At 47.7% G+C, this 26,564-nt stretch carries 24 protein-coding genes; 20 read left to right on the plus strand and 4 right to left on the minus strand.

The features are described 5' to 3' along the window. Window positions 1-75: 75 nt before the first annotated feature. The 3 genes from C170_RS31255 to C170_RS29955 all read left to right on the plus strand — a co-directional run bounded on the left by C170_RS31255 (window position 76) and on the right by C170_RS29955 (window position 2,778). Window positions 76-714, plus strand: coding sequence for an HNH endonuclease (locus C170_RS31255; protein ID WP_442789447.1), 639 nt, complete (start codon window positions 76-78; stop codon window positions 712-714). A gap of 262 nt (window positions 715-976) precedes the next feature. Further along, entirely contained in the window at window positions 977-1,636 is a 660-nt protein-coding gene (locus tag C170_RS04035; RefSeq protein ID WP_081745839.1) for a TVP38/TMEM64 family protein, read from the plus strand. A gap of 62 nt (window positions 1,637-1,698) precedes the next feature. Continuing rightward, window positions 1,699-2,778 carry a DUF1835 domain-containing protein gene (locus C170_RS29955; RefSeq protein ID WP_051447000.1) on the plus strand — a complete coding sequence of 360 codons (1,080 nt, stop codon included), beginning with the start codon at window positions 1,699-1,701 and terminating at the stop codon, window positions 2,776-2,778. A 277-nt stretch (window positions 2,779-3,055) separates the two neighbouring features. Here C170_RS29955 and C170_RS04045 read toward each other — a convergent pair whose 3' ends face one another. Further along, entirely contained in the window at window positions 3,056-3,574 is a 519-nt protein-coding gene (locus C170_RS04045; protein WP_036606572.1) for a cupin domain-containing protein, read from the minus strand. A gap of 152 nt (window positions 3,575-3,726) precedes the next feature. Here C170_RS04045 and C170_RS04050 point away from each other — a divergent pair, with 152 nt between their 5' ends. Beyond that, the gene (locus tag C170_RS04050; RefSeq protein WP_200868488.1) at window positions 3,727-4,728 is read left to right on the plus strand and encodes an NAD-dependent epimerase/dehydratase family protein; all 1,002 of its coding nucleotides are present in this window, start codon (window positions 3,727-3,729) and stop codon (window positions 4,726-4,728) included. A 165-nt stretch (window positions 4,729-4,893) separates the two neighbouring features. On the opposite strand, the gene C170_RS30350 is transcribed toward C170_RS04050, so the two are convergent. Next, complete coding sequence (locus C170_RS30350; RefSeq protein ID WP_074092719.1) at window positions 4,894-5,070, minus strand: CsbD family protein; 177 nt, start codon at window positions 5,068-5,070, stop codon at window positions 4,894-4,896. Between the two features lie 190 nt (window positions 5,071-5,260). Here C170_RS30350 and C170_RS04055 point away from each other — a divergent pair, with 190 nt between their 5' ends. From C170_RS04055 to C170_RS04115, 13 genes are all read left to right on the plus strand, one after another. After that, window positions 5,261-6,193, plus strand: a complete 933-nt coding sequence (locus tag C170_RS04055) for a hypothetical protein (RefSeq protein ID WP_051447001.1) — start codon at window positions 5,261-5,263, stop codon at window positions 6,191-6,193. 37 nt (window positions 6,194-6,230) lie between these two features. Next, on the plus strand, window positions 6,231-7,928 hold the full coding sequence (locus C170_RS04060; RefSeq protein WP_051447002.1) for an RNA polymerase sigma factor: 1,698 nt from the start codon (window positions 6,231-6,233) through the stop codon (window positions 7,926-7,928). 684 nt (window positions 7,929-8,612) lie between these two features. Beyond that, window positions 8,613-9,059: a DUF1641 domain-containing protein gene (locus tag C170_RS04065; RefSeq protein WP_017691658.1), complete on the plus strand. Its 447-nt coding sequence runs from the start codon at window positions 8,613-8,615 to the stop codon at window positions 9,057-9,059. Window positions 9,060-9,083: 24 nt separating this feature from the next. Further along, the gene (locus C170_RS04070) at window positions 9,084-10,265 is read left to right on the plus strand and encodes an NAD(P)/FAD-dependent oxidoreductase (RefSeq protein WP_036606574.1); all 1,182 of its coding nucleotides are present in this window, start codon (window positions 9,084-9,086) and stop codon (window positions 10,263-10,265) included. Between the two features lie 315 nt (window positions 10,266-10,580). Beyond that, window positions 10,581-11,225: an SDR family oxidoreductase gene (locus C170_RS04075; protein ID WP_036606576.1), complete on the plus strand. Its 645-nt coding sequence runs from the start codon at window positions 10,581-10,583 to the stop codon at window positions 11,223-11,225. 55 nt (window positions 11,226-11,280) lie between these two features. After that, window positions 11,281-12,036, plus strand: a complete 756-nt coding sequence (locus tag C170_RS04080; protein WP_036606578.1) for a response regulator transcription factor — start codon at window positions 11,281-11,283, stop codon at window positions 12,034-12,036. Next, on the plus strand, window positions 12,033-13,409 hold the full coding sequence (locus C170_RS04085; RefSeq protein WP_036606580.1) for a sensor histidine kinase: 1,377 nt from the start codon (window positions 12,033-12,035) through the stop codon (window positions 13,407-13,409). The genes C170_RS04080 and C170_RS04085 overlap by 4 nt, the downstream gene beginning before the upstream one ends. A 78-nt stretch (window positions 13,410-13,487) precedes the next feature. Further along, on the plus strand, window positions 13,488-14,288 hold the full coding sequence (locus C170_RS04090; protein ID WP_036606582.1) for a PepSY domain-containing protein: 801 nt from the start codon (window positions 13,488-13,490) through the stop codon (window positions 14,286-14,288). 238 nt (window positions 14,289-14,526) lie between these two features. After that, the gene (locus C170_RS04095) at window positions 14,527-15,156 is read left to right on the plus strand and encodes a PepSY domain-containing protein (protein WP_162158950.1); all 630 of its coding nucleotides are present in this window, start codon (window positions 14,527-14,529) and stop codon (window positions 15,154-15,156) included. Window positions 15,157-15,296: 140 nt separating this feature from the next. Then, entirely contained in the window at window positions 15,297-15,476 is a 180-nt protein-coding gene (locus tag C170_RS04100; RefSeq protein ID WP_143781152.1) for a hypothetical protein, read from the plus strand. A 44-nt stretch (window positions 15,477-15,520) separates the two neighbouring features. Then, window positions 15,521-17,029 carry an RICIN domain-containing protein gene (locus C170_RS04105; RefSeq protein ID WP_235200710.1) on the plus strand — a complete coding sequence of 503 codons (1,509 nt, stop codon included), beginning with the start codon at window positions 15,521-15,523 and terminating at the stop codon, window positions 17,027-17,029. A 233-nt stretch (window positions 17,030-17,262) separates the two neighbouring features. Next, on the plus strand, window positions 17,263-18,048 hold the full coding sequence (locus C170_RS04110; RefSeq protein WP_036606587.1) for an ABC transporter ATP-binding protein: 786 nt from the start codon (window positions 17,263-17,265) through the stop codon (window positions 18,046-18,048). A 1-nt stretch (window position 18,049) separates the two neighbouring features. Next, entirely contained in the window at window positions 18,050-19,717 is a 1,668-nt protein-coding gene (locus tag C170_RS04115; RefSeq protein ID WP_036606588.1) for a hypothetical protein, read from the plus strand. A 768-nt stretch (window positions 19,718-20,485) separates the two neighbouring features. Here the strand turns inward: C170_RS04115 and C170_RS31565 are convergent. Further along, window positions 20,486-21,700: a Leu/Phe/Val dehydrogenase gene (locus tag C170_RS31565; RefSeq protein ID WP_036606702.1), complete on the minus strand. Its 1,215-nt coding sequence runs from the start codon at window positions 21,698-21,700 to the stop codon at window positions 20,486-20,488. 346 nt (window positions 21,701-22,046) lie between these two features. On the opposite strand from C170_RS31565, the gene C170_RS04125 reads away from it, so the two are divergent. The 3 genes from C170_RS04125 (at window position 22,047) to C170_RS04135 (ending at window position 25,284) form a co-directional block, all read left to right on the plus strand. Continuing rightward, on the plus strand, window positions 22,047-22,562 hold the full coding sequence (locus C170_RS04125; protein ID WP_036606590.1) for a DUF2179 domain-containing protein: 516 nt from the start codon (window positions 22,047-22,049) through the stop codon (window positions 22,560-22,562). A gap of 290 nt (window positions 22,563-22,852) precedes the next feature. Further along, window positions 22,853-24,280, plus strand: coding sequence for a pectate lyase family protein (locus tag C170_RS04130; protein WP_036606592.1), 1,428 nt, complete (start codon window positions 22,853-22,855; stop codon window positions 24,278-24,280). 326 nt (window positions 24,281-24,606) lie between these two features. Next, window positions 24,607-25,284 carry a hypothetical protein gene (locus C170_RS04135; protein WP_051447005.1) on the plus strand — a complete coding sequence of 226 codons (678 nt, stop codon included), beginning with the start codon at window positions 24,607-24,609 and terminating at the stop codon, window positions 25,282-25,284. A 75-nt stretch (window positions 25,285-25,359) separates the two neighbouring features. On the opposite strand, the gene C170_RS04140 is transcribed toward C170_RS04135, so the two are convergent. Further along, the gene (locus C170_RS04140; RefSeq protein ID WP_036606594.1) at window positions 25,360-26,436 is read right to left on the minus strand and encodes a substrate-binding domain-containing protein; all 1,077 of its coding nucleotides are present in this window, start codon (window positions 26,434-26,436) and stop codon (window positions 25,360-25,362) included. Between the last annotated feature and the right edge of the window lie 128 nt (window positions 26,437-26,564).

Here is a 26,564-nt window from a genome sequence, read left to right on the forward strand (position 1 = left end):
GCACAGCCTGCCGCCACCGGGCGCGAGCCCGGGCAAGCGCCGGGGGCTGCTGCGGAGGCAGGGCCTCCTGCGCCCGTGCGCCAGCCGGGCTCGCCAGGGTCCAAGCTGCGCCAGGCGCGCAAAGAGCGTGCGCCCAAGGCGAACGGCGAAGACACTGCCCGCGGTGCATCCGGGCAGCGACCCGCGCACGCCAGCCGTAGTCACGGGGCTGGCACGGATGGCCGTCCCCGCCGCCAGACCCCGTCGGCCCCGGTAGCTATCGACCCGGAAGATCCGGCTTCGCTCCGGACCAACCGTCAAGGCATGGTACGGATGAGGGGGAAGACGGACAAGGGCAGACGCTGGCATCAGGAAGTGGACATGGAGCTTGCGGTCACGCTAGTGAAGGAAAAAGCCGCTGTGGTGGTGAATCGGTACACGATTCGCCGATTGTTCAGCAACAAGGATTTCAAGCGGTATATTCTGACTCGGGATCACTACACCTGTTACTTCTGTGGATCGTATGGAGATACGATTGACCATCTGCTACCGCGTGCCAAAGGTGGACATACCACCCCGCTCAACTGTGTCTGCGCCTGTAATCTGTGCAACCAGTCCAAAGCAGCGATGGATGCCGAAGAGTTCATGCATTCCGGTATTCCCGAATGGAATGCTGCACATCAGGCAGAATTGATTGAACTGGCCATGCAGGAAGCGCAGCTGGAAGAAGGATAAATGCCCCCGAAGATGGATTGGGGTTTCGATATGAAGAGCACACCAAGACCACAGAGGTCGAGGTGTGCTTTTTTGATTTAATTTTGATTTGGGTGGGAAGTGAGTTTGCTGTGCAATAATTTCTTCAAATTGACAACAGTGTTCATCGAAGATGTACGTTATACTGGGAGGGAGTTGCTAAAGAAGCTTCATCATCCATATGAATGATGTATAGTGAACATCAAACCTGAGAACTTAGACTGTATAGATTGGATGGATGCAGATGACCCCGGCAGCATTGGACATTATGTCATATATTACGGAAGAAAATATTCGTTTCTGGCTGGAGAAGTTTCGCTCCCTGGGCCCGTTACCGGGAATTTTGCTTACGTTTATGAAATCATTTGTACCACCGCTTCCAACGCTGTTGATTGTGGGCGTAAACGGTGCGGTATACGGTCTGTGGGCAGGATTTATATATTCATGGATCGGCATGGTGCTCGGTTGTACCGTTACATTCCTGATCGTACGGGAGATTGGGAAATCCGCTTTTGTAGAGCGATGGGCACGCAAACCTCGTGTGCAACGCAGCATGGTATGGATTCGAAGGAATGCATTCAGTTATGTTTTTTTGCTGAGTATCTTCCCGGTAGGTCCGTTTGTCATTATCAACGTGGCGGCAGGTATCGCGCGAATGCGATTATTATCTTTCCTGCTTGCGGTGGGCTGTGGTAAAGCGATCATGATCTTCTCTGTTACGTATATCGGTTCCAATGTGGAACAATTTCTGGAGCACCCAATACGCTGGGTAGGTGTATTGCTGTTCATTGCGGTATCCCTGTGGGCAAGCCGCAAACTGGAGCGACATTTTACCCGTTCATCGTCAGATGGTGAAGATCTGCATGATCTGAATCAACCCGGTGGAAAATCGATTTCCTCATAAAAAATGATCAGTACGCAGATATAGGATTTCAGTAATCTCGTTAGCTCGAAGGAGGACCCAGCATGAATGATAATATCTATGCATTCAGCCGAACAATAAATCGTATGAGTGAAGATGAACTTCGTTCAGTACTGCGTGTGCTCTATATGAAATCAGCACACGTGGTCAAGCGGCAGGAAGAGCAAGGCGAAAAGGTGGATTTTGCTGAAGCGGTACAGTCACTGTTTCGGAATATGGATATCCCTTTTGATCTGGGGCGTCTGGAACAACAAGCTCTCTCCGAGGTCGACAAGCCAAATGAAATTCATATTACGTTTGGAGAATCACCTCTGAGTAGTCTGAAAATGGGAATGAGTACATTACCTGATCAGGAAAAACGGAGTTTTTTTTCTATAGATGATAATTATGCGGTAGGGCCGTTAGGTGATCTGACCCGGCGTGCAGACTTGCAACGCAGGCATCTCTGGCTGACCGAACGAATGTGTCTCAATGACCGTGAGGCATATGGCATGCATGAACTGGAATCATTATTTGAGCTCAACGCCACAATACAGTCCTTTGATTCCAAGACGTCGATCATTATCTGGTATGCGAATAATGCACGGGAGAAGACGGGACTACTCTATGCCATGTATCTATTGCGGAACACCGAGAGTCCCATATATCTTATCGAAACGAGTGGCTTATATAAGCAATTATTTGATAGACCTGACGTTCAATACGATGTGCTCCACACAGGCGAGATTCTTTCGGAAAAGCTTCTGGCGATGTGGCACGTCTGCTCTGAGCAAGAGCCGCTGTCCAAGGGAGAACGCCGCCAACTGGAACAGGATTGGCTGGAACTTTCGGTACAGCCTGGGCTATTACGTATGATGGAGAATGGCGTGATTCGGAGCTTAACTGAAGATGCGTTGGACGAGTACATTATGCAGAAGGTGAGGGAACTGACACCGAACTGGGAGCCAGGCAAGTATATCCGAGCAGCTCGTATTGTGGGTGAAGTGATTGGTACAAGTAGCCAGCATATAAGTGATGCGTTCGTGGAGTACCGTCTACGACAACTGGTGCTGCAAGGCCAACTTGAAATGGATGGAAAGCCACTTGCAATGAGGTATTACAGTATTCGGCTTGCCGAGCGCTGAAAGGGACTAAGGCTGAAACGCACGGATAGAAAAACAAGCGACGAGATCGCGAAGTTTGAAATAAGACGGAAGATTTGAGCAGTTCCTTGCCCATATAGTAAGATGATCACGAAGAGTTCCCGATACCAGCTGTTCAGACTTAATACTTAAATAGACTGTTCCATCGGTGAGTAACTCCTACTTGTCCGGGGAACAGTCTATTTTTTCTCGTTAAGTACTGAACCAGCTTCGCTTGTGCATTGTCCAATAACACTCGTCTTTATGATCTTCATTTGTATTATGATTTCTTCCCATTCCAGATTTCTAGTAGCGGTCCGTGCTGTCCATAGACCGGATCGGTAACCGGGATCGGAACCTTTCGAATTTCCTGAAGAGCCTTGGCACGATCGTCTTCCTCACCTGTGTGTGTGTTGTAACTCATGCCGCCCGGATAAGCACCGGCAATACGAAAATCAGTGCTGGACTCCAGACGTTTATGCCCTGTTCCAGCGGGAAGCACGACAACGTCGCCTGTTTGAAGGTAAACTTTCTGACCATTTTCTCCGCCTAAAATCAGTTTCACGAATCCACTCACCACAGCAAGAGCCTCATGAGCATTACTATGATAATGATGATAATTGAACACACCATTCAACCAGCTATTTCCCCATCCATTACGGTTCAGCAACGATTCTGCGTGAAGGGCCTCTTCAGCCCATACATTCTTATACAAAAGAACAGGCAGGGTCGGATGATTGGGAATTACACCGTCATCCTGAAGGAATAACGTCTCTATGTCCTTTTTCCGTTCATTCATCTCACATCACCTCACTATAAATTACCCGATAACCTCAAGGACGAACAAAAAACAATTGTAAAATGATACAAAATGTATCATTTTAAGGTTATACTCAGTACATATACTCTCTTCATTGCACTCGTTGTATAAATCGCAAGGGGGAATCGTGTGTGAACATTGTGATTACAGGGGCTTCTGGATTTGTGGGATTTAATCTTTCACAGTATTTGGCGCAAAAGGGGCATCGAATTACCCTTCTGGATCGGGATGATTATTGTCAGAGGCTGGTTCATATCTCTCCTCTGCACGAGATGCCGTTCATCTGTTGTGACCTTGCATCGGACCGGATTCATCTACCTCCAGGAACAGATTACATAATCCATCTGGCGGCCATGCCACACGTGGATTATTCGTATCATCAGCCAGGGGAAGTTTTTCGCAATAATACACTCAGCACACAGTCTATCCTGCAATATGCTACAGAACATCACATTCCAGTCTTGCTGGCTTCATCCGTTGAAGTGTATGGCGGCGATTGGGGCAGAGTCTATCATGAATCAGATCCGTATGCACCCGTCTCTCCTTATTCCGCGTCCAAAGTCGCGTGTGAAATGCTGGCTCACTCCTATGCTCAATGTTACCAGCTTCCAGTCAAACTCTTTCGTTTGACCAACCTCTATGGTCCATGGCAGTTGCCAGACCGTATTATTCCCCGAAATTTTGGTCGGATGTTGGACGGACTGCCTCTGGATATCCAGGGATCGGCAGTGCGTGATTTCTTGTATGTAGATGATGCCCTCCGGGCCATTGAACAGATCATGCTGAAAGGCAAAGACGGACAGGTCTACAACATATCGACAGGGCTTGGAACAACCATGCAGGAAATAGGGGAGATATTGAAACCAATGGATCGATCCGTAGCTGCTGTAGAGATCCGGGAGCAAGAACCAACCCAGTCCAGAGGGTCGAGTCTGGTCGTACATTCAGGCAGATTGCGAGCGGAATTGGGTTGGTTACCACAAACCACGTTGGAAAAGGGATTGGAAAAAACCTTCCGTTGGTATCAGGAACATCCCGAATGGGTCAGACAGTTCAGCCGTGAATACCATACAACAAGGGAAACGCGCAGTTTCATTATCGATATGGCAAGATACGCAGTTCCAGCAGTATAAAATGCACAAAAAAAGCCAGGGAAGGGTGTATTGAGTAACACCTTCCTTGGCTTTTTTGCGCCTCCGTCTCATTTTCGGATTTCATCCGAACACGGACGGTCAGGCTATTTTAAAATAATCTATTGCACGAAATCTTCGTGCTGTTGGACCTCACATTAAAAGGATCTAGTGATGATCTTTTTTAATGTCGGCAATTTTATCCTGTACAGCACCTTTGGCTTTGTCTTTTTTACCCTCAGCCTGAAGGGATCTGTTATTGGTTGCATTACCGATCTGATCCTTCACTTCGCCTTTGGCCTTGTTTACGCCTGCTTTGATTTTATCGCCAGTTGAATTACTCATATCGAACATCTCCTTCGTTTCTGGTGTAGTCCTTATTAACCGGGATGTCCGTATTCTAAACGTTGCTATTGTGATGCAGGCAGAAATTGTTCTGGATATTCTGTCAGAAATGATCTGTACGAAGAGTCAGTATAAGTATAGGCATTGCATAATCGCGTGCTTCATTAAAGGAATGTGAGGATGTTATGATATGAGCAATTATATTGGAAATGGTGCGTATTGTTACGCCAATTCAGCTTCAATGCTGCTGTCGTCCATCGGAGAAAAGGTTGACCCGAGTGTCCTTGAAGCTATAGGTGGCTTTTCCCTGGGAGCTTTCCGCACGCAGGAAGACCTTCTGTTTTTTGATGACTGTACATCTAGCCCTGATCTGGCTATCAGCAAGGCGATGAGCATTCTGGGATTTAGTGTGCGCGAAAGTGTGCAAGCACGGGGTACAGAGATGCCTGTAGATGAGCTAAGAGAGGCTTTGAAGCAGGGTCCTGTCATGATGGGTCCGCTGGATATGGGCAAACTCGTCTACAATCCCAACTCTCCCAACCTGGGTGGTTGCGATCATTATGTAGTGGCGTTGAGCATGGAGGGCGATGAAATATGCCTGCATGACCCAGCCGGATTCCCCAATGTCTTCCTGACACTGGATAAACTTGAGGAAGCATGGAAGTCTGAATTCCCATGGAGTAGCGGTGTGTATCGACGATGGTGGAGTCCTGAACGCATTGAACATCCTGATCTGGAGGAGATTAACCGCCGGGCTTTTACTTGGTTCAAATCAACCCTTACAGAACAGACCCATGATATTGCTGCACAGGAAGGACGAACCGGAGCTTCAGCCATTCTGCATAAGGCGGAACAGGTTCGTGCTGGAGCAATCGATGATAATGAGTGGGCTCATTATGTGTATTTTGCTCTGCCAGTAGGCGCGCGTCGTGCCCATGATTATGGTTTGTTTTTTAAAACAATCCATCCTGACCTATCTGCTTTGAAATACGCACAATCCCGCCAATTCGGGGAATGCCAATCCCGTCTTGTCTCTCGGAACTGGGAGGCTGCTGCGACAATCATGGTGGCACTCGCGGAGACGGAAGCCATGATCGAAGCTTCTATTTTGAAGATGGAGTAATGAAAGTGGAGCGGCGTTATAAGGAAGGGAGATATACATGGATGGATTAACTAATGATCGCCATATCAGGCCATGGGAAGATGAGATATTAGAGGATCGGCAAAATGAGCCGGATATCACGCTTATCCAACGAGCCCAAACGGGGGATACAGAGGCTTTTGGAGAGTTGATTCACCGTCACCGTGGGCAATTGTTTCGTTATGTGCGAGCACTTACGTATGATTCTTATCTCGCAGAAGACATTTTACAGGATGGGCTTATTCGTGCGTTCATTCATATGGGACAGCTTCAGAATGCTGAGCGTTTTATGGCCTGGATGCAGCGTATTATACGTAATCAGGCGTACTCACATATGCAGCGCCAAAAGCAGCAGAGGGAACAACATTTTTCTTCGTTCGAGACAGACTATGATCCGTATCAAGCTGTTGCTCAGCAGGAAATGAGGAACAATCTCCACAGACTGTTGGGTTGTCTGAATGAAAGAGAACAACAGGTCTTCACATCATATTGGATGGAGCAGCTGTCACCGCAAGAAATGGCCTACAAATTCAACCTGACAATTGCCAATGTGTATCAAATTCTGTCCCGTTCACGTAAAAAAGTGTCTCAGCTTCATATTCATTTATCTGTAGAAGAAATGCTGGCAGAGTGGAATTCACTCGGGCAAAATCGAGTGACTCTGGAGGAACCCCTTTCGTTTCGGGCTCCCCAAACCTGGAACTCGGCAGCAGCATCCATTCACGAGATGTTAGGTTATATCGGTCCATCTCCGTCTCTTCCCATGGTTATGGGGATGAGTGGACTTTCTTTTCGTCTGACCATCCTGCCTCAGGACATACATATCGCTGGACCTACCGCCTATAACTTCAAAGAGGTGCTTACAAGAGGATTGCAACATATGGGTTATCGTTCCCATGCGGTTGAGGCTTTGGCGAGCGAAGCGGGACTTAATGCCAATCTGGTCGATCCTTCGATGCTAGAGGAGAAAGCGAAGGGGAAAAGGTTGCTTAATCCAAGACTTGTTCAGGCCCTCTCCCTGATACGTTACTCCATTCATCGGGGAATTCCGGCCGTTGTGTGGGACCTGAATATTCCCGAATTCGGGTTGATCTATGGCTATGATGACGCAGCCCGGACCCTATACGGTACCGATTTCATTAAATCAGGAACAATTCCCTATGATCATGTAGGCCGGGGTGTGAATCAGGAAGTATTTGTACTGGCAGCGGAATCGGATGGCATGATACGAGAAATGAACTTGCACGCGGCACTGACGGCTGTTTTGGCTCATTATCGTGGGGAGGACCCGTATTCCTTGCCGAACACAGTCAGTGGTGTGGCTGCCTATGCAGTCTGGAGAGAAGCCCTAGAATATAGACGGTTAGAACCGAACGGTCACGCCTATAACATTGCGGTTTTGTGGGATGCAAGACGTTATGCAAGTGAGTTTTTCAAAGAAATTTCTCTACAGTGGGGGTCGACTGCCTGTTATTCCAGCTTGATTTCATTCTGTCTTCAGACAGAAGAGTTATATCGAAACATGTCCCAAAAGTTAAATACACTCGCGGAACTATTTCCTTTTCCAGATGGAGGACTGCCTAGTGAGAAGCTTCATGCCGATCAGGCTATCTCGATACTTCTGGAAGTGGAGGAATTGGAGCGAGCCGCCGTCGTTGTAATAAAAGCGTTGCTTGAAGGAATGGCTCAGCATTCCCCAGGAATAGTTATGGGATGACCTGAATGATTCAATCGGGCGTATAGTAAAGCAAAATATCAGGAGGTATGACGATTCGTCAGGCCTTCTTTCTGTCTTTTTTTGCATTCGTGACGCAAGAGGTTCATACTTGAAATAGAAAAGATGTCTCAATGATGGAATAAGGCTGAGCCCAACGCTGCATAATAACGACAGTGACCAATTTCGTTGCATGAAAATTGTGATATTGGAAAACAATTCCTGAACATTTGGATAAACGAATCCTTCCTTGTGTACATATCGCACATCTGGTCATATGTGATCTTGTCTTAATACCACATGTGGTAGGAATACGGATCTTGGACAGGAGGATCGGCGGCGTTAGCTTGCCTGAATGGGTTGACAAAAAAATCGATTTTGTTACAATGTTCACAATATCTTCACAAGTGTAAAAAATTTCTTTTTCATGTTCATGTGTAAGAGGTGTAATATAAGGGTATAGAGTTCGGTTTCGGCCTGCTTGTCGTTTTGTGCGTCAACACATGTTGTCCGCAATAGATCCAAGATACAATGCATGATATGGGAGTGGCCATGAGCTACGCTCATCCTATTGTGTGAAATTTGGTACATTTAAATGTATTCGATGTATTTTGTGGTTCGGCTCTGCTTGACAGGCATCATGAAAGTCGCGGACTTCTATCCCAAAGTAAAGGAGGACTTTCTCTTATGTCACAATCGCCTACTCAACAAGAGGTGCCAGTTACAGAAGGTGCCAACGTTTCCGAGCGCCAGTCCTTGGACGTTCTGGATCAACTGATGAAGCCTGAGGTACAGGAGTCTTTAACCGTTCTGGTGGAGAACCTGCCTAAATTGGCTGAAATGGTTACTGCTATGACAAAAGCTTATGACTTTGCACAAAGTGTAGCAACAGACAAAGTTCTGATCAGCGACACAATGAGCGCAATGGGCGAGTTCGCTAAGCCTGTTGTAGACAAAGCTAAAGGTGTAGCTTCTGCTGCCATCGAAGCCAATGACCGTGCGCAAACAGAGCAAACTTCAGTTGGCTTGTTCGCTATGCTGAAAATGCTTAAAGATCCAAACGTACAACAATCGCTTCGTTTTGCTCAATCTTTCTTGAGCATCTTGAACGAGCGTCAACAACCGAAACGTTAAGACTTAGAAGAACGGAGGATGGATATGTCGAAGCAAATTTTGATCTTGGGTGGAGGTTACGGCGGTCTGTTGACTGCATTGACTGCGCGTCAATACTTGTCTCCGGAAGAAGCGACAATTACTGTCGTGAACCGTTACCCTACACACCAAATTATCACGGAACTGCACCGTCTTGCAGCGGGAAGCATTGCTGAACAAGCAGTTGCTCTTCCACTCGAAAAATTGCTGCGTGGCAAAAACGTGAACTTGAAAATCGATACGGTGGATACAATCAAGCCGGACGAGAAAAAAGTTCTGATGACCAGCGGCTCCACATACTCTTACGATGCACTTGTCGTTGCCTTGGGCAGCGAAACGGCATTCTTCGGAATTCCGGGATTGCAAGAGTACAGCTTCACGCTCAAATCGGTTAGCGATGCAAACCGTATTCGTGCACACGTTGAAGCACGTCTTGATGCTTACAAACAGTCCGGCAACAAAGCAGACGCTACGTTTGTTATTGGTGGCGGCGGCTTGACAGGTATTGAGCTTGTTGGCGAATTCGCTGACCTGCTTCCTGCAGTATGTCAAGAAAAAGGCATCGACTTCAAAGAAGTATCCCTGTACACAGTTGAAGCAGGTCCTTCCATCCTGGCAGGATTCCCGCCAGAGCTGGTTGAACGTGCTAAATCAAGTCTTGAGAAACGTGGCGTTAACTTCATCGTTGGCGTAGCGATTACCGAGATGAAAGAAAACGAAGTTCTGCTGAAAGACGGCAGCTCCATCCCTACGAACACACTCGTATGGACAGGTGGCGTACAAGGCAACGCTGTTGTTGCTAACAGCGGAATTGAAGTGGATCGTGGCCGTGCGAAAGTTACGGAAGTTCTGCAATCTACTTCTCACAAAGACGTGTTTGTTGCTGGTGACAGCGCAGTGGTCTTCCCTAGCGAAGGCGCTCGCCCTTACCCTCCAACAGCACAATTGGCTTGGCAAATGGGTGAGACTATTGGTCACAACTTGGGCGTTATGTTCAAAGGTGGCGCAATGGAATCCTTCACACCAGTATTCTCCGGTACGCTGGGAAGTCTGGGTCGTAAAGATGCTGTCGGCATGATCGGTGGCAACCAGACTCGTCTGAAAGGTCTGCCTGCAACCATGATGAAAGAAGCAAGTAACATCCGTTACTTGGCTCACATTCACGGTTTGTTCGCACTGGCTTACTAATCTTAATGCCATTCAAGGGCGCCCTTTTGGGCGTCCTTTTTGGTTGTCACGATTACAAAGAATAACAGATATTCAGATGAAAAAAGGTGCGGCAGAAGTGGTCGATGTGAGGTCGCGTATAAAGTACCTAGGGGATATGGCATATTAATGGAACGATGGAATCCTTCACATTTCATAGAGGTACTGAACGGGCATGGACATGAAGCCGGCGCTTAGAAGCGCCGGCTTTCGTTTAAATTATAGGATGAGTATCTTTAAATAAAAGGAACGGGGAGCAACAACAAGCCATCCGTTCAACTGAGAGGAGAATGACGTATGAACGTTTTAGTTATAGGAGCAAATGGACAAATCGGTAAGTTTGTGGTGGAGCAGCTGGCACAGGAAGGCAAACATAAAGTAACGGCTATGATCCGCAAACCGGAGCAGGCGGATGCACTGAAGGAACTCGGTGCCGAAGTGGTAATTGGTGACCTGGAGGATAGTGTAGAGGATTTGGCTGAGGCAATGAAGGATCATAATGCCATTGTGTTTACGGCAGGTTCTGGCGGATCTACCGGTCAGGACAAAACACTGCTTATTGATCTCGACGGTGCGGTGAAAACGATGGAAGCCGCAGAGCAGCAAGGAATCTCCAGATATATTCTGGTCAGTGCGTATGGCGCAGATCAACGGGAGAAATGGTCAGAGTCCATTAAGCCTTATTACGTGGTGAAACATTATGCGGATCGTGTGTTGTTTGCAAGTGATCTCAATTACACGATTATACGTCCAGGTGGTCTGAAGAATGAACCGGGCACAGGTAAGATCGCAGTTGGAACCGATCTGGAGCCAGGAAGCATCCCACGTGAAGATGTAGCCCGCGTAATCGTGGCTTCTTTGCAGGAAGAGAAGACGTACCGAATGGCCTTTGATCTGATTGCCGGGGAGCATCCGGTTGAAGATGCCTTGGGCAAATTGTAGATGTTATTGTAAGATAACGGGAGAATGAAATGATGGGGATGAGGGGGAGCGCTGCATGAACGAAGCCGTGCTGGTCATAGAGGATGAGCCCAAAATAGCACGTCTGCTGGAACTGGAACTACAGTATGAGGGATATCAGGTGGGCAAGGCTGGTAGTGGAACAGAAGGACTGGAGAAGTATGCTGAAGGACAGTGGAATCTGATTCTGCTGGATGTGATGTTGCCTGGTCTGAGTGGAATTGAAGTGTTGCGGCGAGTTCGGGCCAAAGATGCTACGGTCCCGATCATTATGCTCACTGCCAAAGATTCTGTAGAAGACAAAGTATCCGGCCTGGATCTTGGAGCCAATGACTACATCACCAAACCGTTCCAGATTGAAGAGCTACTTGCGAGAGTTCGGGCTGCATTGCGGCTTAGTGCAGTGGCGTCTGTTGTTTCTTCCGCCTCTTCGTCTACACCTGCTGATACGGGGAATGACTCTTCTGGGCATAAGGGTGAAGCTGAGGCGGGCTGGTTGACGGCTGCCGGGTTGAAACTAAATGAAGGAACGCGAGAGGTATCCCGAGATGGTGTGGCCATTGAGCTTACTCCACGTGAGTTCGACCTGCTCGTGTATCTGCTTCAGAATCAACGTCAGGTGCTCAGTCGTGATCAGATTGTGCAGGCCGTGTGGGGATACGATTATTATGGAGATACTAATGTGGTGGATGTGTACATCCGTTATGTGCGCAAAAAGGTGGATAACGGATTCACACCACCCTTAATACATACCGTACGGGGCGTAGGATACGTCCTGAAGGAACAGTTATGAGCCTGCGCAGTAAAATCTACGGATATTCGTCTGTATTATTTGCTGTGCTGTTAATCGCGGTGAACCTGTCGGTCTACATCGTGTTTGAACGAATGTCGATTGATAACGAGGTTAATCGGGTGGAAGCGGAAGCGGAGTCTATTGTCAAAGGAGTGCGTCAGTCTGCCGGCTCCATTCCGCCGGATGACTTGTTACGGGCCTACGCGCCTGTGAACGGCATGCTTCGGATCGTTAATGAAGATGGCACCAGTTCCCCGGTGACAACAACAGCAGCTTCCGAGCAGCTGAGCAAGCTACCTTATAAGTATGAAAGTGAGAAGAAATCGGAGTATACCCAAGTTGAGCAGATTGGTTATGTGTGGGTATCAGTCCCGGTCATCTGGCCTGATGGCGAGGTGGTGAATGTACAGGTCACCGAAAGCATTGCAGAGACGGAGAATCGTCTGTCTGTACTTCGAACTGTGCTTGTGGCGGTCACGATTGTTGCTCTCATCCCAGCCATTATCTCCAGTCGGATTCTGGCGAACCGGATGACCAGACCGATTCAGCAGATGACACGCACGATGACTGACATACAGTCCAGCGGCCAATTCAAGCGTCTTCCATTGGAGGAAGGATCGAAGGATGAACTGAAAACAATGGGACAGACGTTCAACCGGATGATGGATCTGCTCGAATCCAACTTTGAACGACAGGAGCGATTTGTATCCGATGCATCTCATGAGCTCAAAACACCACTGACTATTATTGAGAGTTATGCCAGTCTGCTACAGCGACGAGGAAAAGAGCGGCCCGAGGTATTTGATGAAGCGGTAGAAGCGATTCTGTCCGAATCGGTTCGCATGCGAGAGATGACCGAGCAACTGTTACTGCTCGCGAAGCAGCCAGAGCAGTGGAATGTACAGTTGGAGCGTGTGGATATCACGAGACTGGCTACAGACTCAACACGTGCGTTTCGCGAAGCCTATCACCGTGAAGTCCGTTGTGAAGATCCAGGTTCAATCTGGGCGATCAGCGATGAGAGCAAGCTGAAGCAGCTTTTGTTTATTTTGCTGGATAATGCCCGGAAGTATAGTGAAGATGCCATTGAAGTCAGGCTGGAAGCCAAGGGACAAGAGTGCCGTATTCGAATCGTGGATACCGGGATTGGTATGCGGGAGGACGAACTGGAGAAGGTATTTGACCGATTCTACCGGGTTGATCCGGCCAGAACACGTAGCTTAGGTGCAAGTGGTTCAGGTCTGGGATTGTCACTTGCCAAAGAGCTTGCAGGAGCAGTTGGAGCACGGATCGAACTGACCAGCACCGAGGGTGAAGGCACCGAGGCTTCAATTATTTTGCCTTTATCGGTTCAGAACGGGCCGCTCTCATGAAATTCTCATTCTTCTCTTATATACTGATAAGCATCAGATCAACTGGGGATGATAAGAGAGTGCATAGGGGGAAACGTGATGACAGAGCATGAGCAGCGACCACCGGAGATGAAACGGCATGAACAAGGGAACATTGGATGGGCGAAATCGCGAAGGTCACTCTGGTGGGGTGCAGGGCTTCTCGTTGTGCTGATTGTGGCAGTTGTGGTGTGGTGGAAGCCTTGGCAATCGACTGGTGCGGTACTTACGGCAGATGCGGCAGCACAATCGGTGCTTGATCAATATCCAGGTGAGATTGTGAATTCCACGTTGAAGGACGGGACGTATATCATGCAGCTCCGTTCGGAGACCGGCCTATATGATGTGCAAGTGGATGCCGTTACAGCTGCTGTGAATTCCATTAAACGGCTAGAGTCGAACCCGCAAGCGGAAGAGAAGACGCTATGGAGCCGCGAGCAGATCAAGACGGCGTTGTTAAAACAACAGACAGATAACCAATTGGTCTCGCTTGAACTTGTGGAGCAGCAAGGCAGTCCGGTATACACCGCGGTCGTGAAGGCAAAGGATAACAGTCGTGAAGAACTCACGATTGATCCATACACGGGAGAGACGATAGCTTCCAAAACAATAGCAGCCCCGACAACTGAACCAACCAAGGATGATCCCAAACCTCAGTTTCTGAGCGAGAGACAAGCCAAACAGAAGGCACTTGCGGAGGTTCCGGGGGAAGTGGACGACATCGAACTGCGTGGAACCAACAGCGGGAATCCATATTATCTGGTTGAAATTGATTTGGAGGATGGCCGGGAGGCTATTGTGCAAGTGAATGCCATCTCAGGAGCAATTCGTTCGGTGACTTGGGATGAGGACGATGATTAACATTTGTACAGGAATCCATTGAATATAGAGTTACACCTTGTTGGATAGATGATTCCTAATGTAGGGGTCATCTTTTTCATTTCTTTTAGATTACATACATAATGAACACTCATCAAATGAGCATTCTCTTCATTTTCTCATCAAATTCTAATCTAACTCTCGCTGATCTCTCATTCCTGCAGGTTATTCTATAAATGTAGACGAGAACGAAACAACAACAACGAGGAGATGAATGATGATGATGAACAAACATAAACTTTGGATTGGTAGCTTGTCAGCAGCAGTATTACTTGGTGGATCGGCCGTAGCGGCTAGCGGGAATGTGAACGGACAATCGGTGCAAACTACACCAACGTCAACAACACAATCTGCAACACAGAATCAGAACAGCACAGGTAAAATGCTGAATGCATCCCAAGCGAAAGCGTTGGCGTTAAAAGCAGCCGATGGTAAAGTGGATGACGTGGATCTGGAGCGTAGAAACGGCCAAACGTTCTATGAAGTTGAGATCGACAGAAAAGGAACCAATGATGTTGTCGTTCGTCTGGATGCTTATACAGGCAAAATCCTTGCGGTCGTGAATGATGAAGACTACGATGATGACGACGATTATAAAGGTACTGTAACAAGCAACACATCTAATAACTCTACTTCCAAGCAGGTCAAATTGACGGCATCCCAGGCTTCAAACATTGCGTTGAAACAAGTTACGGGTGGTAAAGTAACCAAAGTCGAGCTGGATCATGATGATGGTCGCTATGTGTATGAGATCGAGCTGAGAACTGCTCAAGGTGAAGCAGATGTAGATATCGATGCCAACACAGGTAAAGTGTTATCGTTTGACCAGGATTTTGACGACCAAGATTAAGCAATAAGGGCGAGTATATACGCCGATAAAACATCATATAAAAACCTGCCTATGAACAGCCGCACACAGCTAGAGATCGTTACATCATGGAGGGGCAGGGCAGGTATAGCAGAGGACGCTTCGGGGGAAGCGTCTTTTTGTTGTTGATCGAGAGAGCGGAGTATAAAATTGTACATCTTCCGCCGGATTGTTCACTATTCGAGCAGGAACGTGGCGGATACAATCGGAATCAGGGAGGTGAACGCCCAGCCAGTATTGCCAGGAATTCTAATGCTGAAATGCATCATCGATCGGAGGCAGATGAGACATATCGATTTTAATTTTATGTAAGCGCTTCATAAAAAACATGGAGGTGCATTACGATATGGCTATGAACGATGGATGGTTGAAAAAGAATACACATTCACGTCGCTTTACCCGCCGCTTAAGTTATCTGCTTGCTTTGGTTTTGGCGCTGCAATCCATAGGTATGCTGCTTGCACCCGGACCGAATGCTTCAGCTGCTCCACTTAGTGTAACGAACGGGATACAGTTCAAGGATACCAATGGCAATGTCGTTCATGCTCATGGTGGCGGGATGATTAAGGCAAATGGGTATTATTACTGGTTTGGAGAGAACCGCAATACGAATGGAACGTTCAAGGCGGTATCGGTGTATCGTTCATCGGATCTGAAGAGCTGGGAGTATCGCAATGATGTGCTGACCAGCAGCTCGGCAGCCGAGCTAAATATCTCTAACATTGAACGCCCAAAGGTCATCTACAACAGTGCTACTGGCAAATATGTGCTGTGGATGCACAAGGAGAATGGTCTGGATTATGGCGAGGCCCGAGTGGCGGTAGCTACTTCGAATACGGTGGATGGCAATTACACATATGTGGGCAGTTATCGTCCACTTGGGTATGATTCCAGAGACATGACGGTATACAACGATAACGGAACCGCTTATCTGATCTCTGCGACCCGAGTGAATGCTGATCTGAATATATATAAGCTGACCCCGGATTTTCTGGGTGTGGAATCCCTAGTCACAACGCTGTGGCCTGGACAATATCGTGAAGCACCAGCCCTATTCAAAAAAGACGGCGTCTACTTCCTGATCACCTCGGGTGCGACCGGCTGGAATCCAAATCAGGCCAAATATGCGACAGCCTCCAGCATTACAGGCACATGGAGCGGTCTAAGCAATTTTGGAGACAGCACAACGTATGGTTCTCAATCCACCTATGTTGTTCCAGTAGAAGGTTCACAGACCACATCCTATCTCTACATGGGTGATCGCTGGGCTGGTGCATGGAGCGGACCGGTGCAGGATTCCAAGTATGTTTGGCTGCCCCTATCGTTCCCTAGCGCAACTAGTCTGGCGATGAACTGGGCCAGCAGTATTACGATTGATACAGCAACAGGGACTGTGACCGGAGTGAGTACACCGGATGTCTGGGACCCGAATGTTTCATATCAGCTGATTAGCCGTAAGAGTAACAAATTGCTAAATGTCATTGGGGGTTCTTCCGCCAACGGTGCTGATCTGGAGCAGCGAGCAGATGGGGGGATGACAAGTCAACAGTGGCAGATTACCGATGCGGGTGGCGGTTATGTCAAAATCATCAACCGTTCCAGTGGCAAGCTAATTGGTGTGGAGAATGGTGCCACGACCGATGGGGCTGTCATTGAACAGTGGAATGATGGCGGTTGGGCCAGCCAACAGTGGCAGCTTGTCCATGTAGGTGGTGGTTATTATAAACTGAAGAACCGCAGTACAGGCAAGGTCTTGGACATCTCCAGTCAATCCTTGGCAGATGGGGCTGCGGCCATCCAGTGGACGGATAATGGCGGCACGAATCAACATTTTCAGATTGTTAAGGTGCAGTAAGACTTTTAGATATTAGAAAATAAGATTCAACATAAAGTGGAAGCCCTTGTCTCTTACCATAAGGTGGGATAGGGGCTTTGTGATGTATTCACGCATGTTACGTGTTGCTTTTACTCGAAAGGGATATCCAGATGATGGCTCATACCGTGACCTATTTCTGATCATTACCATCCTAATCTGTGGTAAACTAGTATAATTGTAGAAAAAGATAGAGACAGGAGCTGGATAACGAAGTGAGTGAACAACAAGTGCTATCCATTGAAAGCTTGCGTATGAGATACAACGGACGTTATGTGCTGAACGGCATCGATCTGGAAGTAAATCGCGGTGAGATGATTGGATATATTGGTCCAAACGGGGCTGGCAAAAGTACGACGGTTAAGATTTTACTCGGGCTGGTTGAAGGATATGTAGGCACGGTGCGAATCTTTGGTAAAGATATTGCGGATGGCGATGTAGAGTATAAACGCAGAATCGGCTATGTTCCGGAGGTGGCGGAATTGTACGAACAATTAACGCCTGCGGAGTATCTGACTTTTACGGGAGAGTTATACGGTATGTCCTATGAGGATGCGGATTACAAAGCCAAGCTATTGATGGATTGTTTTGGAATGGAAAAATCATATCATTCCCGCATTGCCTCTTTTTCCAAAGGTATGCGTCAGAAAGTGCTGTTGATCTCTGCGCTGCTGCATGACCCGGATCTGTTGTTCCTGGATGAACCACTCAGCGGATTGGATGCCAATAGTGTGATGGTGGTCAAAGAGATTTTGTCACAATTGTCAGCCAAAGGCACAACCATCTTCTATTCGTCACACATCATGGATGTGGTGGAGAAGATCAGCAGTCGAATTGTACTGATTGCTGAAGGGCGCGTAGTGGCAGACGGTACATTCAAGCAGCTCCAACAGCAATCCATGGAAGGCACGCTGGAAGAAGTGTTCAATCAATTGACGGGCTTTAATGAACATAAAGCCATTGCGGAGCGTTTTGTATCCATTGTGCAGGAGGTGTACTGATATGGAGGAATCCTCCGACTTCCGCACACTCAAGATTCTGGATCGCTTTCGTCCGCTCATCGCCAGAACAGGGGCGGATTATGATGTGCTGCGCCTGATCTTGCGAGTGAAGTTCCAGATGGATCAACGCAGAGTACCTACTATTTTATCCAACAATTCAGGGAAAAAGGAGCGCAAGGAAGGTAATCAGTTTCTTCGATCCCTGTGGTTGTATGGATTAATGGGACTGATGATGGTTCCCTTCATCGTCTGGGATACGGGGCATTTCATGCTTCAGATGGGACTTGTGTTTGGCATCTTAATGTTTATGATCATGACGTCCATGATCTCGGATTTTTCCTCTGTGCTGCTGGACATCCGGGATCGTAATATTATTATGACCAAGCCCGTTAATGGAAGAACGGTGGGGATGGCCCGAGCCATCCATGCGGGCGTATACCTGCTATTACTGACAGGTTCATTAACCGGTATACCGCTAATTGCCGCGTTAGTAACGCATGGAATCGGATTCTTTCTGATCTTCCTTGTGGAACTGCTTCTGATCAATATGCTGATTCTGGTGACAACGTCTCTGATCTATCTGTTCATGATGAAGTTTCTGGATGGTGAGAAGCTGAAGGATATGATCAATATGGTGCAAATTCTGCTTTCCGTGGGGATTGCGATCGGTTATCAGCTGGTCATTCGTTCGTTCAGTATTATTGACTTTGGTATGGTATTTACCCCGGCTTGGTGGCAGTTGCTGTTACCTCCATTATGGTATGCGGCTGCATATGAATGGTTATTTGCAGGGGGCGGGAATGTGTGGATCTATACGTTCACAGCACTGGCAGTCTTGGTTCCTGTGGTGAGTATGATCGTATATGTGAAGCTTATGCCTTCCTTTGAATTGTATTTGGAGAAAATGGCACATTCGGGCCAGTCCTCCGGACGCAGACGTGGAAGATGGGATCGGTTGATCTCCAAGGTGGTCAGTCGTTCCAGAGAGGAACAGGCTTGCTTCCGTCTGTCAGCCAGCATGATGCGTAATGAACGGGAATTCAAGCTGAAGGTGTATCCATCGCTTGGTTTATCATTTGTTTTACCTTATGTATTTTGGTTTACCGAATTGCAGTCTTCTACCTGGGCGGAGTTTAGGCAAAGTTCGTTTGTATACACTTTTTATATCGTACTAATGCTGGTTGTAACGGTTGTAGTCATGCTGAAATTTTCAGGACAATATAAGGCATTCTGGACTTTTCGCGCTGCACCGATGGCGAATGATAGCGCGTTGTATAAAGGCGCTCTAAAGGCATTCTTATGCAACATGTTCCTGCCTATATTTCTGGCAAATGCCATTTTGTTTACCTGGACATTTGGATCACGGATACTGCCGGATATTGCAATTATTATGCTGACAGCTACGGCGCTTGTCCCACTGGCAGGCAAATTGTTGTTGCGTAAGCCACCGTTCTCCCAATCCTTTAGTATGGCGCAGCAAAGTGATGGTTGGTATGTATTCGCCGCCCTTCCTGTGCTTGCCATGTTATGGGGAGTCCATGTCTTTTTCCGTTCGGTGTCAGGGGGCGTATGGATCTATGGTGCGCTACTGATCGTAGCGAATGTGTTGCTGTGGACGCTACTGTTTCGAGAGAAGAAGACAGCGAAGAAGAGGTCGGTTGCAGTTTGAGAAGTTGCAGCAGAACTGAAGAATAAAAGAGTAAAAGAAGGACTGAAGTAAAGTAGTAAAAGAAGGAAAGAAAAGAGGGTGGATTACGTTGAGAGGGACGGTTTACAAGAAAACTTAATGTAATCCGTACAGAGAGCGATTGGAAAAAAATGAGCCAAAGGGTCAACGTTCTAGAGAAGTAAGAGATTAGAGTACAGTGCACCAGAGAAGCATGAATTAAACACCGAAGAATGAAGAATAAAGAGCCAGAGCAAGAGGCAAAGCGATAAGGATTAGAAAGTAGAAGGACGAAGTGATAAGAGCCTAGAAGAGTTAAGAGTGCTAAGAAGAACTAAAAAGAGCTAACCGGGACACTTACGTCTAGGTTAGCTCTTTTTGAAAGGTGATGCTACCCCCAAAGAAACCTTCGCCGCAGCGCTAACGAACCTGAGACAACCTATTCAGGGTCAAAATCTGAAATATAAATTCTAACGAACCTCAGGAACGCTATCCTTCGGAAAAGTAGTTATTTAGCTTGAAAAAGAACCAATCTAGGCACAATAACGTGTCTGAGATTCGTTAGATATTAGATCCATGCTAAAAGGGGCAAATAGGGTGTAAGAGATTCATTAGAATGGAGTAAAGCAGTGGAGGCTCTCTTTCAGTACGTCGAAATGTCGAAATCCAGTGAAGCTATAATGAGTTCCAGATATGCTATAGCTTTGAACATTAGAGTGACGAAGAATGTGTGGGCGGTGTGAATATACATAGGTAGCAGGGTTGGATGCCCTATTTCTTATGGCCTGAGCGGAGGATGAATTCTGCAAGCCGATCGGCTGCATCGGCTGTGGAGATCGCAGATTGCGCAGCGTCTGCGTATACCTTGCTCAGCGTGCCTGCAATCCCCGCCACCTTTTGGCGGATCAGGTCAGGCCCTTCGCCTTCCAGCTCGTAGGCGGTGGAGATGATTCCGCCTGCGTTGAGCACATAATCAGGCGCGTACAGGATGCCGCGCGCCTGCATGCGGCCTGCAACCAGCTGTCGTTCACTCAGCTGGTTGTTGGCCGCCCCGGCAACGATGGAGCAGCGCAGCTCCTCCACCGTTGCCGGGGTCAGTACGCCCCCTAGGGCACAGGGGGCGAAGACCTTGCAGTCAGCGGCGTGGATATGGGCCGGATCGGCCGAGATGGCGCCGCTGAACTGCACAAGGGCACGTTGTACACGCTCCGGTACAACGTCTGCCACAATGAGCCGTGCCCCGGCTGCATGCAGGTAACGGCACAGGGCATACCCGACCTTGCCCAGTCCCTGGACGGCAACGGGAATGCCCTGCAAAGATTCAATGCCTTGCTGGCGCAGCGAGGTCACAATGCCGATGTGTACGCCGTAGGCGGTCATCTCGGCAGTGAAGTCATCCTGCGCCCCAAGCGAACCCGTGGTGTCCGTCACATGTGCGGTCTCCAGTCGGATCTGGTCCATGTCTGTCGCCGTGGTACCCAGATCAAGACCAGTCACGTATCGCCCGTTCAGCCGCTCCAGACAACGACCCAGTGCACGAAAGCGCTGCGCCCGCTTGGATACGTCCGTATCCAGGCTTTTATCTTGTGGATGCGTACCCTCATCAGCGGCGACTTTCCGTTCAGCCGCAGCGCCCTTTTGCTGCTCTACCCCTAGATCTCCAGCGACCTGCTCAACACTTTGAGATCCGCAACCATCCTCATCCGGTTTTGTATTCTTCACTAAAGGCACATTCCATATGACTACTTTCCCGCCGCCATATGGCAATCCGGAGATTGCATTTTTGTACGTCATGCCTTTGGCAAGCTTTACAGCATCCCGAACAGCTTCTTCCTCGGATGCATACGTCCAGTAGCGGCATCCGCCGAGCGCAGGTCCAAGGACCGTGTTATGAATGGCAATGACCGCCCTCAATCCACTATTTGCATCATGGCAAAAAATGAGTTCCTCCATGCCTTCCCGCTCCATCTCCTGCCATAACTGCATGACGGTACCCCCTTTTTGTTTTGACCCATCCATCCTGGTTCTGACCTGATATCCTGTGCGAGCGTGCTTGGCTTTATGATGATACAGCATATTCAAAGACTCCCATTTTCGCCCCTGGGACCTCCGCCGGGTTGATAATCGGTACAAACGGTTCTATAATTGCAGTTCCGGCATGCCAGAGAGCAGAAAGTGCCTACGGATTTACATTCAACCGTTTAGAATGAGGGCATAACGTCCAATGATGGAGATAGAGCGAACATACAGGAAGCATAGATGAAACGAAATCGTCGAGTATATGCAGCAAAGGGCCAATTCCGTTGCGAAGGCCAGGAAAGAGGGATTGTGATTGTTTAAAATATTGGTATTTATCTTTTTGATCCAGATTGTGTACGTATCCGCTTATACACTCCGGATGATTCTGACACTCAAAGGACAGAAATACATCGCCGCACTGATCAGCATGGGTGAGATTGTGATCTACGTACTCGGTCTGAATCTTGTGCTCCAATACCTGACTCAGCCTTCGGCCCTGATTGTGTACGCGGTGGGTTATGGACTTGGGGTGTTGCTTGGTGCGTGGATTGAAGAGAAGATCGCGCTCGGTTATGTTACCGTTAAAGTCATCTGTAACCAGATGGGCAACAACGTCGCGAATGCTCTGCGAGATAAAGGATATGGTGTTACTGCATGGGTGGGCAGTGGACGTGATGGGGATCGGCTTGTGATGGAGATTCTGGCAAAACGAAAAAACCAGAAACTGCTCTACCAGACAATTCTCGATCTGGACCCCAAAGCATTTGTTATTACCGTGGAGCCCAAACAGTTCCATGGCGGCTTCTGGACACGTTCCATCAAAAAGTAAAATCGAGCAGGTCTGCGGCAGATGCAGTCCTGCTTTTTTAATTTCATCCCATCTGGAATGTTCTTATTACCACGATATATTCCTGAAACCTTACTCCCCAAGTTAACTCTGTACGATTCAAGGTTGCTTACAGTACAAACCCTTACCTTACCAGCCTTTCCTAACTACATGTGAGATAGGGATTATTGTTGTAATCGCTTTCAAAATGTACATTGAGAACATGTCCTTCGTAACACGTCATGGCAGCGATGGGCGAATGTCATCATCATATATTGGGAGGAATGGAATCGATGAAATCTAAATTTCGAAGTTTATGCAGCACAGCCCTGGCTCTAACGTTGGGGTTAACTTTATTGTCCGGCCCGGCAAGTGTGCAGGCAGCGGGTAACGCAGACTACAATCTTACAGGCTTCTCCCAAGGGAACGCGGGCGGCGGCATCATTAGCGAATCAAACACAGCCACGTATAAGAAAGTGTATAATGCGACCGATCTGGCACTGGCTCTGAAAAAGAACTCCGGTGTCAAAGTTGTTGAGATCATGAACGATCTGAATCTGGGATGGAATGAAATTCCGAGCGCAGCGCAGACTGCTCCTTTTGCCAAGCATAATGATGCGTTGACGCATCCCGTATTAAAACAGACCGGTGTCAGCAAGCTCACGATTGACGGTTTCAATGGACTCACGATTTTCTCCGCTAACGGCTCCAAAATCAAACACGCTGCGATCAGCGTGAAACGAAACTCAAATGTCATTATCCGCAACCTGGAATTTGATGAGTTATGGGAATGGGATGAATCCACCAAAGGTGATTACGACAAGAACGATTGGGATTACATCACCCTGGAGGAGAACAGCAACGTATGGATTGATCACTGCACATTTAATAAAGCCTACGACGGACTCGTCGATTCGAAAAAAGGAACCAGCGGCGTGACCATCTCCTGGTCCCTCTTCAAAGGGGATGACGGCAGCTCGAACAGCTGGGTTACCCAGCAGATTAACGAATTGGAAGCAAACAAGGCTTCCTATCCCATGTATAACTACCTGCGCAGCAGTGCGGTAGGTCTTAGCAAAGCCGATATTATCGCCATCTCAGGACCACAAAAGAAAGGACATCTGGTCGGTTCGACCAGCCTGGAATCGGCTAATGCCAACCTGTCCATGACGCTGCACCATAACTTATACAAGGATATTCAGGACCGGATGCCACGTCTCCGCGGCGGCAACGCACATGCATACAACATCGTGATGGATTCGACAGGGGCACGTGCCGCTAAAGCCAAAATTACAACGGCGATGGCAACAGCGATCGCGTCCAAAGGTTATAAGTTCGATATCATTGGCAATGGGGCAATCTCCACAGAGAGCGGAGCCGTATTGGTCGAGAAATCAGTCATCAAGGACGTTCTGTATCCTGTTCGCAACAATCAGACCGATCCGGCAGATCCAACCTATACCGGCAAAATCAGAGTGACCGATACCATGTATTCTTTGGATGGAAGCTCATTCCGTGGCAACAGTGATACGTCTGGCAGTCCACTGGCGCCAATCCCGGCCGTGGTGAAATCGTTCTCCTGGAACGGCTTCTCGTCACTGCCTTACAGCTATACCACGGATGATCCATCTACGTTGAATGCACGCCTCACGGCTTCCAATGGCGCGGGTTCCGGTAAATTGACCTGGTCCAAGGACAATTGGTTGAAGACAAGTTATTGATATCAAAGTAACCTGTTGCTTTTACGTTCTTCAAATAAGGAAAAGAGTGCTCCTGCAGCTACGATAGCCGGGAGTGCTCTTTTTATATGAATCGGCTCCATAAACAGTTTGGCGGGCCGCTTGAAAAGTGACTCCTTGTTAGGGTGGATCATCTCCAGCTGCAGCATGTGTTAGTCTCGCCGGTGATCGATGTGAATCTTTATTTATCTTCATTACCTTTGTGAGTAATTTATGACAAATTAACCATTTATACAAGTACGCCTTGTAATTTTACTTACCGGTAAATATAATTTATTAGAATTAACCAATAAGGATGGTGAAGCAGCTTGGATGTATGGATATACTCCGTACTTACTCTTGTTTATTTGATACTTGTTGTTTGGATGGCCGTCGATTTAACCCAGAGGAAGCAATGGCTCGCGTATTCCAGTTTTCAGCTATTTGTAGCGTTCAGCTTGGCATATGACAATGGAATTATTGCTATAGGTAATTTGATAGGGGATGGGGAAGTGTTAATGGTCCTCAGTAGCCTTCGATTTTGGCTACATGCCTTTGCTACCCCTACCCTTATTCTTGTTGGCTACCATATCTTGCGCAGCTCAGGTGCCAAGTTTGCCAATAGAAGTATAACGAGTGTGGTGGCATGGCTGATAACTTTAGGTTTGGTTATCTACCAGATTGTAGGTTTTACTTTATCCGAGGTTAAAAATCTCAAGGTGATAGAAGAGTATGGAGTACTGAGATATATGGCAGAAGGTCATGGAGGTCCGCCGATGATGGTGATCATCGTGGGGATTGTTCTGTTATTTGTTAGCCTGGTCGTTCTTTTCAAACATAAATGGGTTTGGCTGTTTGTTGGAACTGCCTTGTTGTTTGTAGGGCAGTTAATCTCCCTGCCAGTGGAAACCGGTACTTTAACCAATGTGTATGAGTTGATCCTCATCCTCTCGATTTGGAGAACGACTACATTTTTGATGGATTCAACAGATCATCGCCGTCGTTAAGCTCCAATGCATCAGAAAAGACTGGCCAGTAAGATAAAGGCCAGTCATCTGTGTTCGTTGATTTCATTTTTTAATTCAGATATCCATAGTATCTGATGAGGCAGACACAGCACTTACCGATTCACGATAGATGATATTGCCTTTAACATGAACACGGCCGAAGCTGCGGTTTGGGTTGTCGATCTTTTTGAGCATCGACTGAACTGCGGTACGCGCCATCTGTTCTACGTCCACTTCGACGGTTGTCAGCTTGGGATCGGAGAGCGTGGCATAGATATCATTATCAAAACCAACAACAGAGCATTGGCCAGGTACCTGAATATCCATGGAAGTCAGTTTCTGAACGAGCAGATGAGCGACCTGATCACAGTTGCATACAAAAGCGGTTGGCAGCTGTTCCGGCAGATCAATCTCAATAAACGTACCCCGTTCATCCCGATCATTCAGAACCAGATCCGGATTCATCGGCAAGCGATGTTCCAGCAAGGATTTGTAGTACCCGAGGAATCGGTCCTGGATGCTGCTCGTGGAATACAGGTTCCCTACATAAGCAATGTTACGGTGACCCTGCTGAACCAGATAGTTCGTCAGCTCATAGGCAGCGTAGAAGTTATCGGTAACAACGGAGTCGATGTCCGAATGTTCATCGTAGAAGTCGAGAAACATTTTGGGAACCTCCATCGATCGCACCAGTTCAATATACTCTTTGCTGATCTGTCCGAGCACGATGAAACCATCGACCTTGTTATCGCTGTACAGTTTGGGCAACGTTAATTCTTCCTCATCCTCCACATTCAGAATGTGCAGAATGCCGTAGTAGCCCTGTTCCTCCAGATGTTTGGTGATGCGCTGGAACACGCGTACATAGAACGACTGCGTCGGCCCGGTAAATCGCTCCGGGATAATTACGCCAATATTATGGGTTAAGCCTTCCTTCATCGAACGGGCAGCAGCATTATACCGATAGCCCATTTCAACAGCAAGCACTTTAATTTTTTCCTTTAATTCGCCACTCACGCCATCTTTATCATTCAATGCTTTCGAGACGGTCACACTGCTGACCCCGAGCCTGTCGGCGATATCCCGCATGGTGATATTGTTCTTCAGTATGGTCGCCTCCTTCAAGCCGGTATAGGCACAATGTGCTGTCATTATGATGAACACTTTCTTCCAACATAATAACAATCCATATCAGTATACATCGTTACCCACTTGGAATAAAGCCATTCTGGCTGTTGTTTCGCTAATTTTCAGCACATTGCAGGTTTCCCTGAGAGGAC

This window comes from Paenibacillus sp. FSL H7-689 (assembly GCF_000517905.1).
GTDB classification, from domain to species: domain Bacteria; phylum Bacillota; class Bacilli; order Paenibacillales; family Paenibacillaceae; genus Paenibacillus; species Paenibacillus amylolyticus.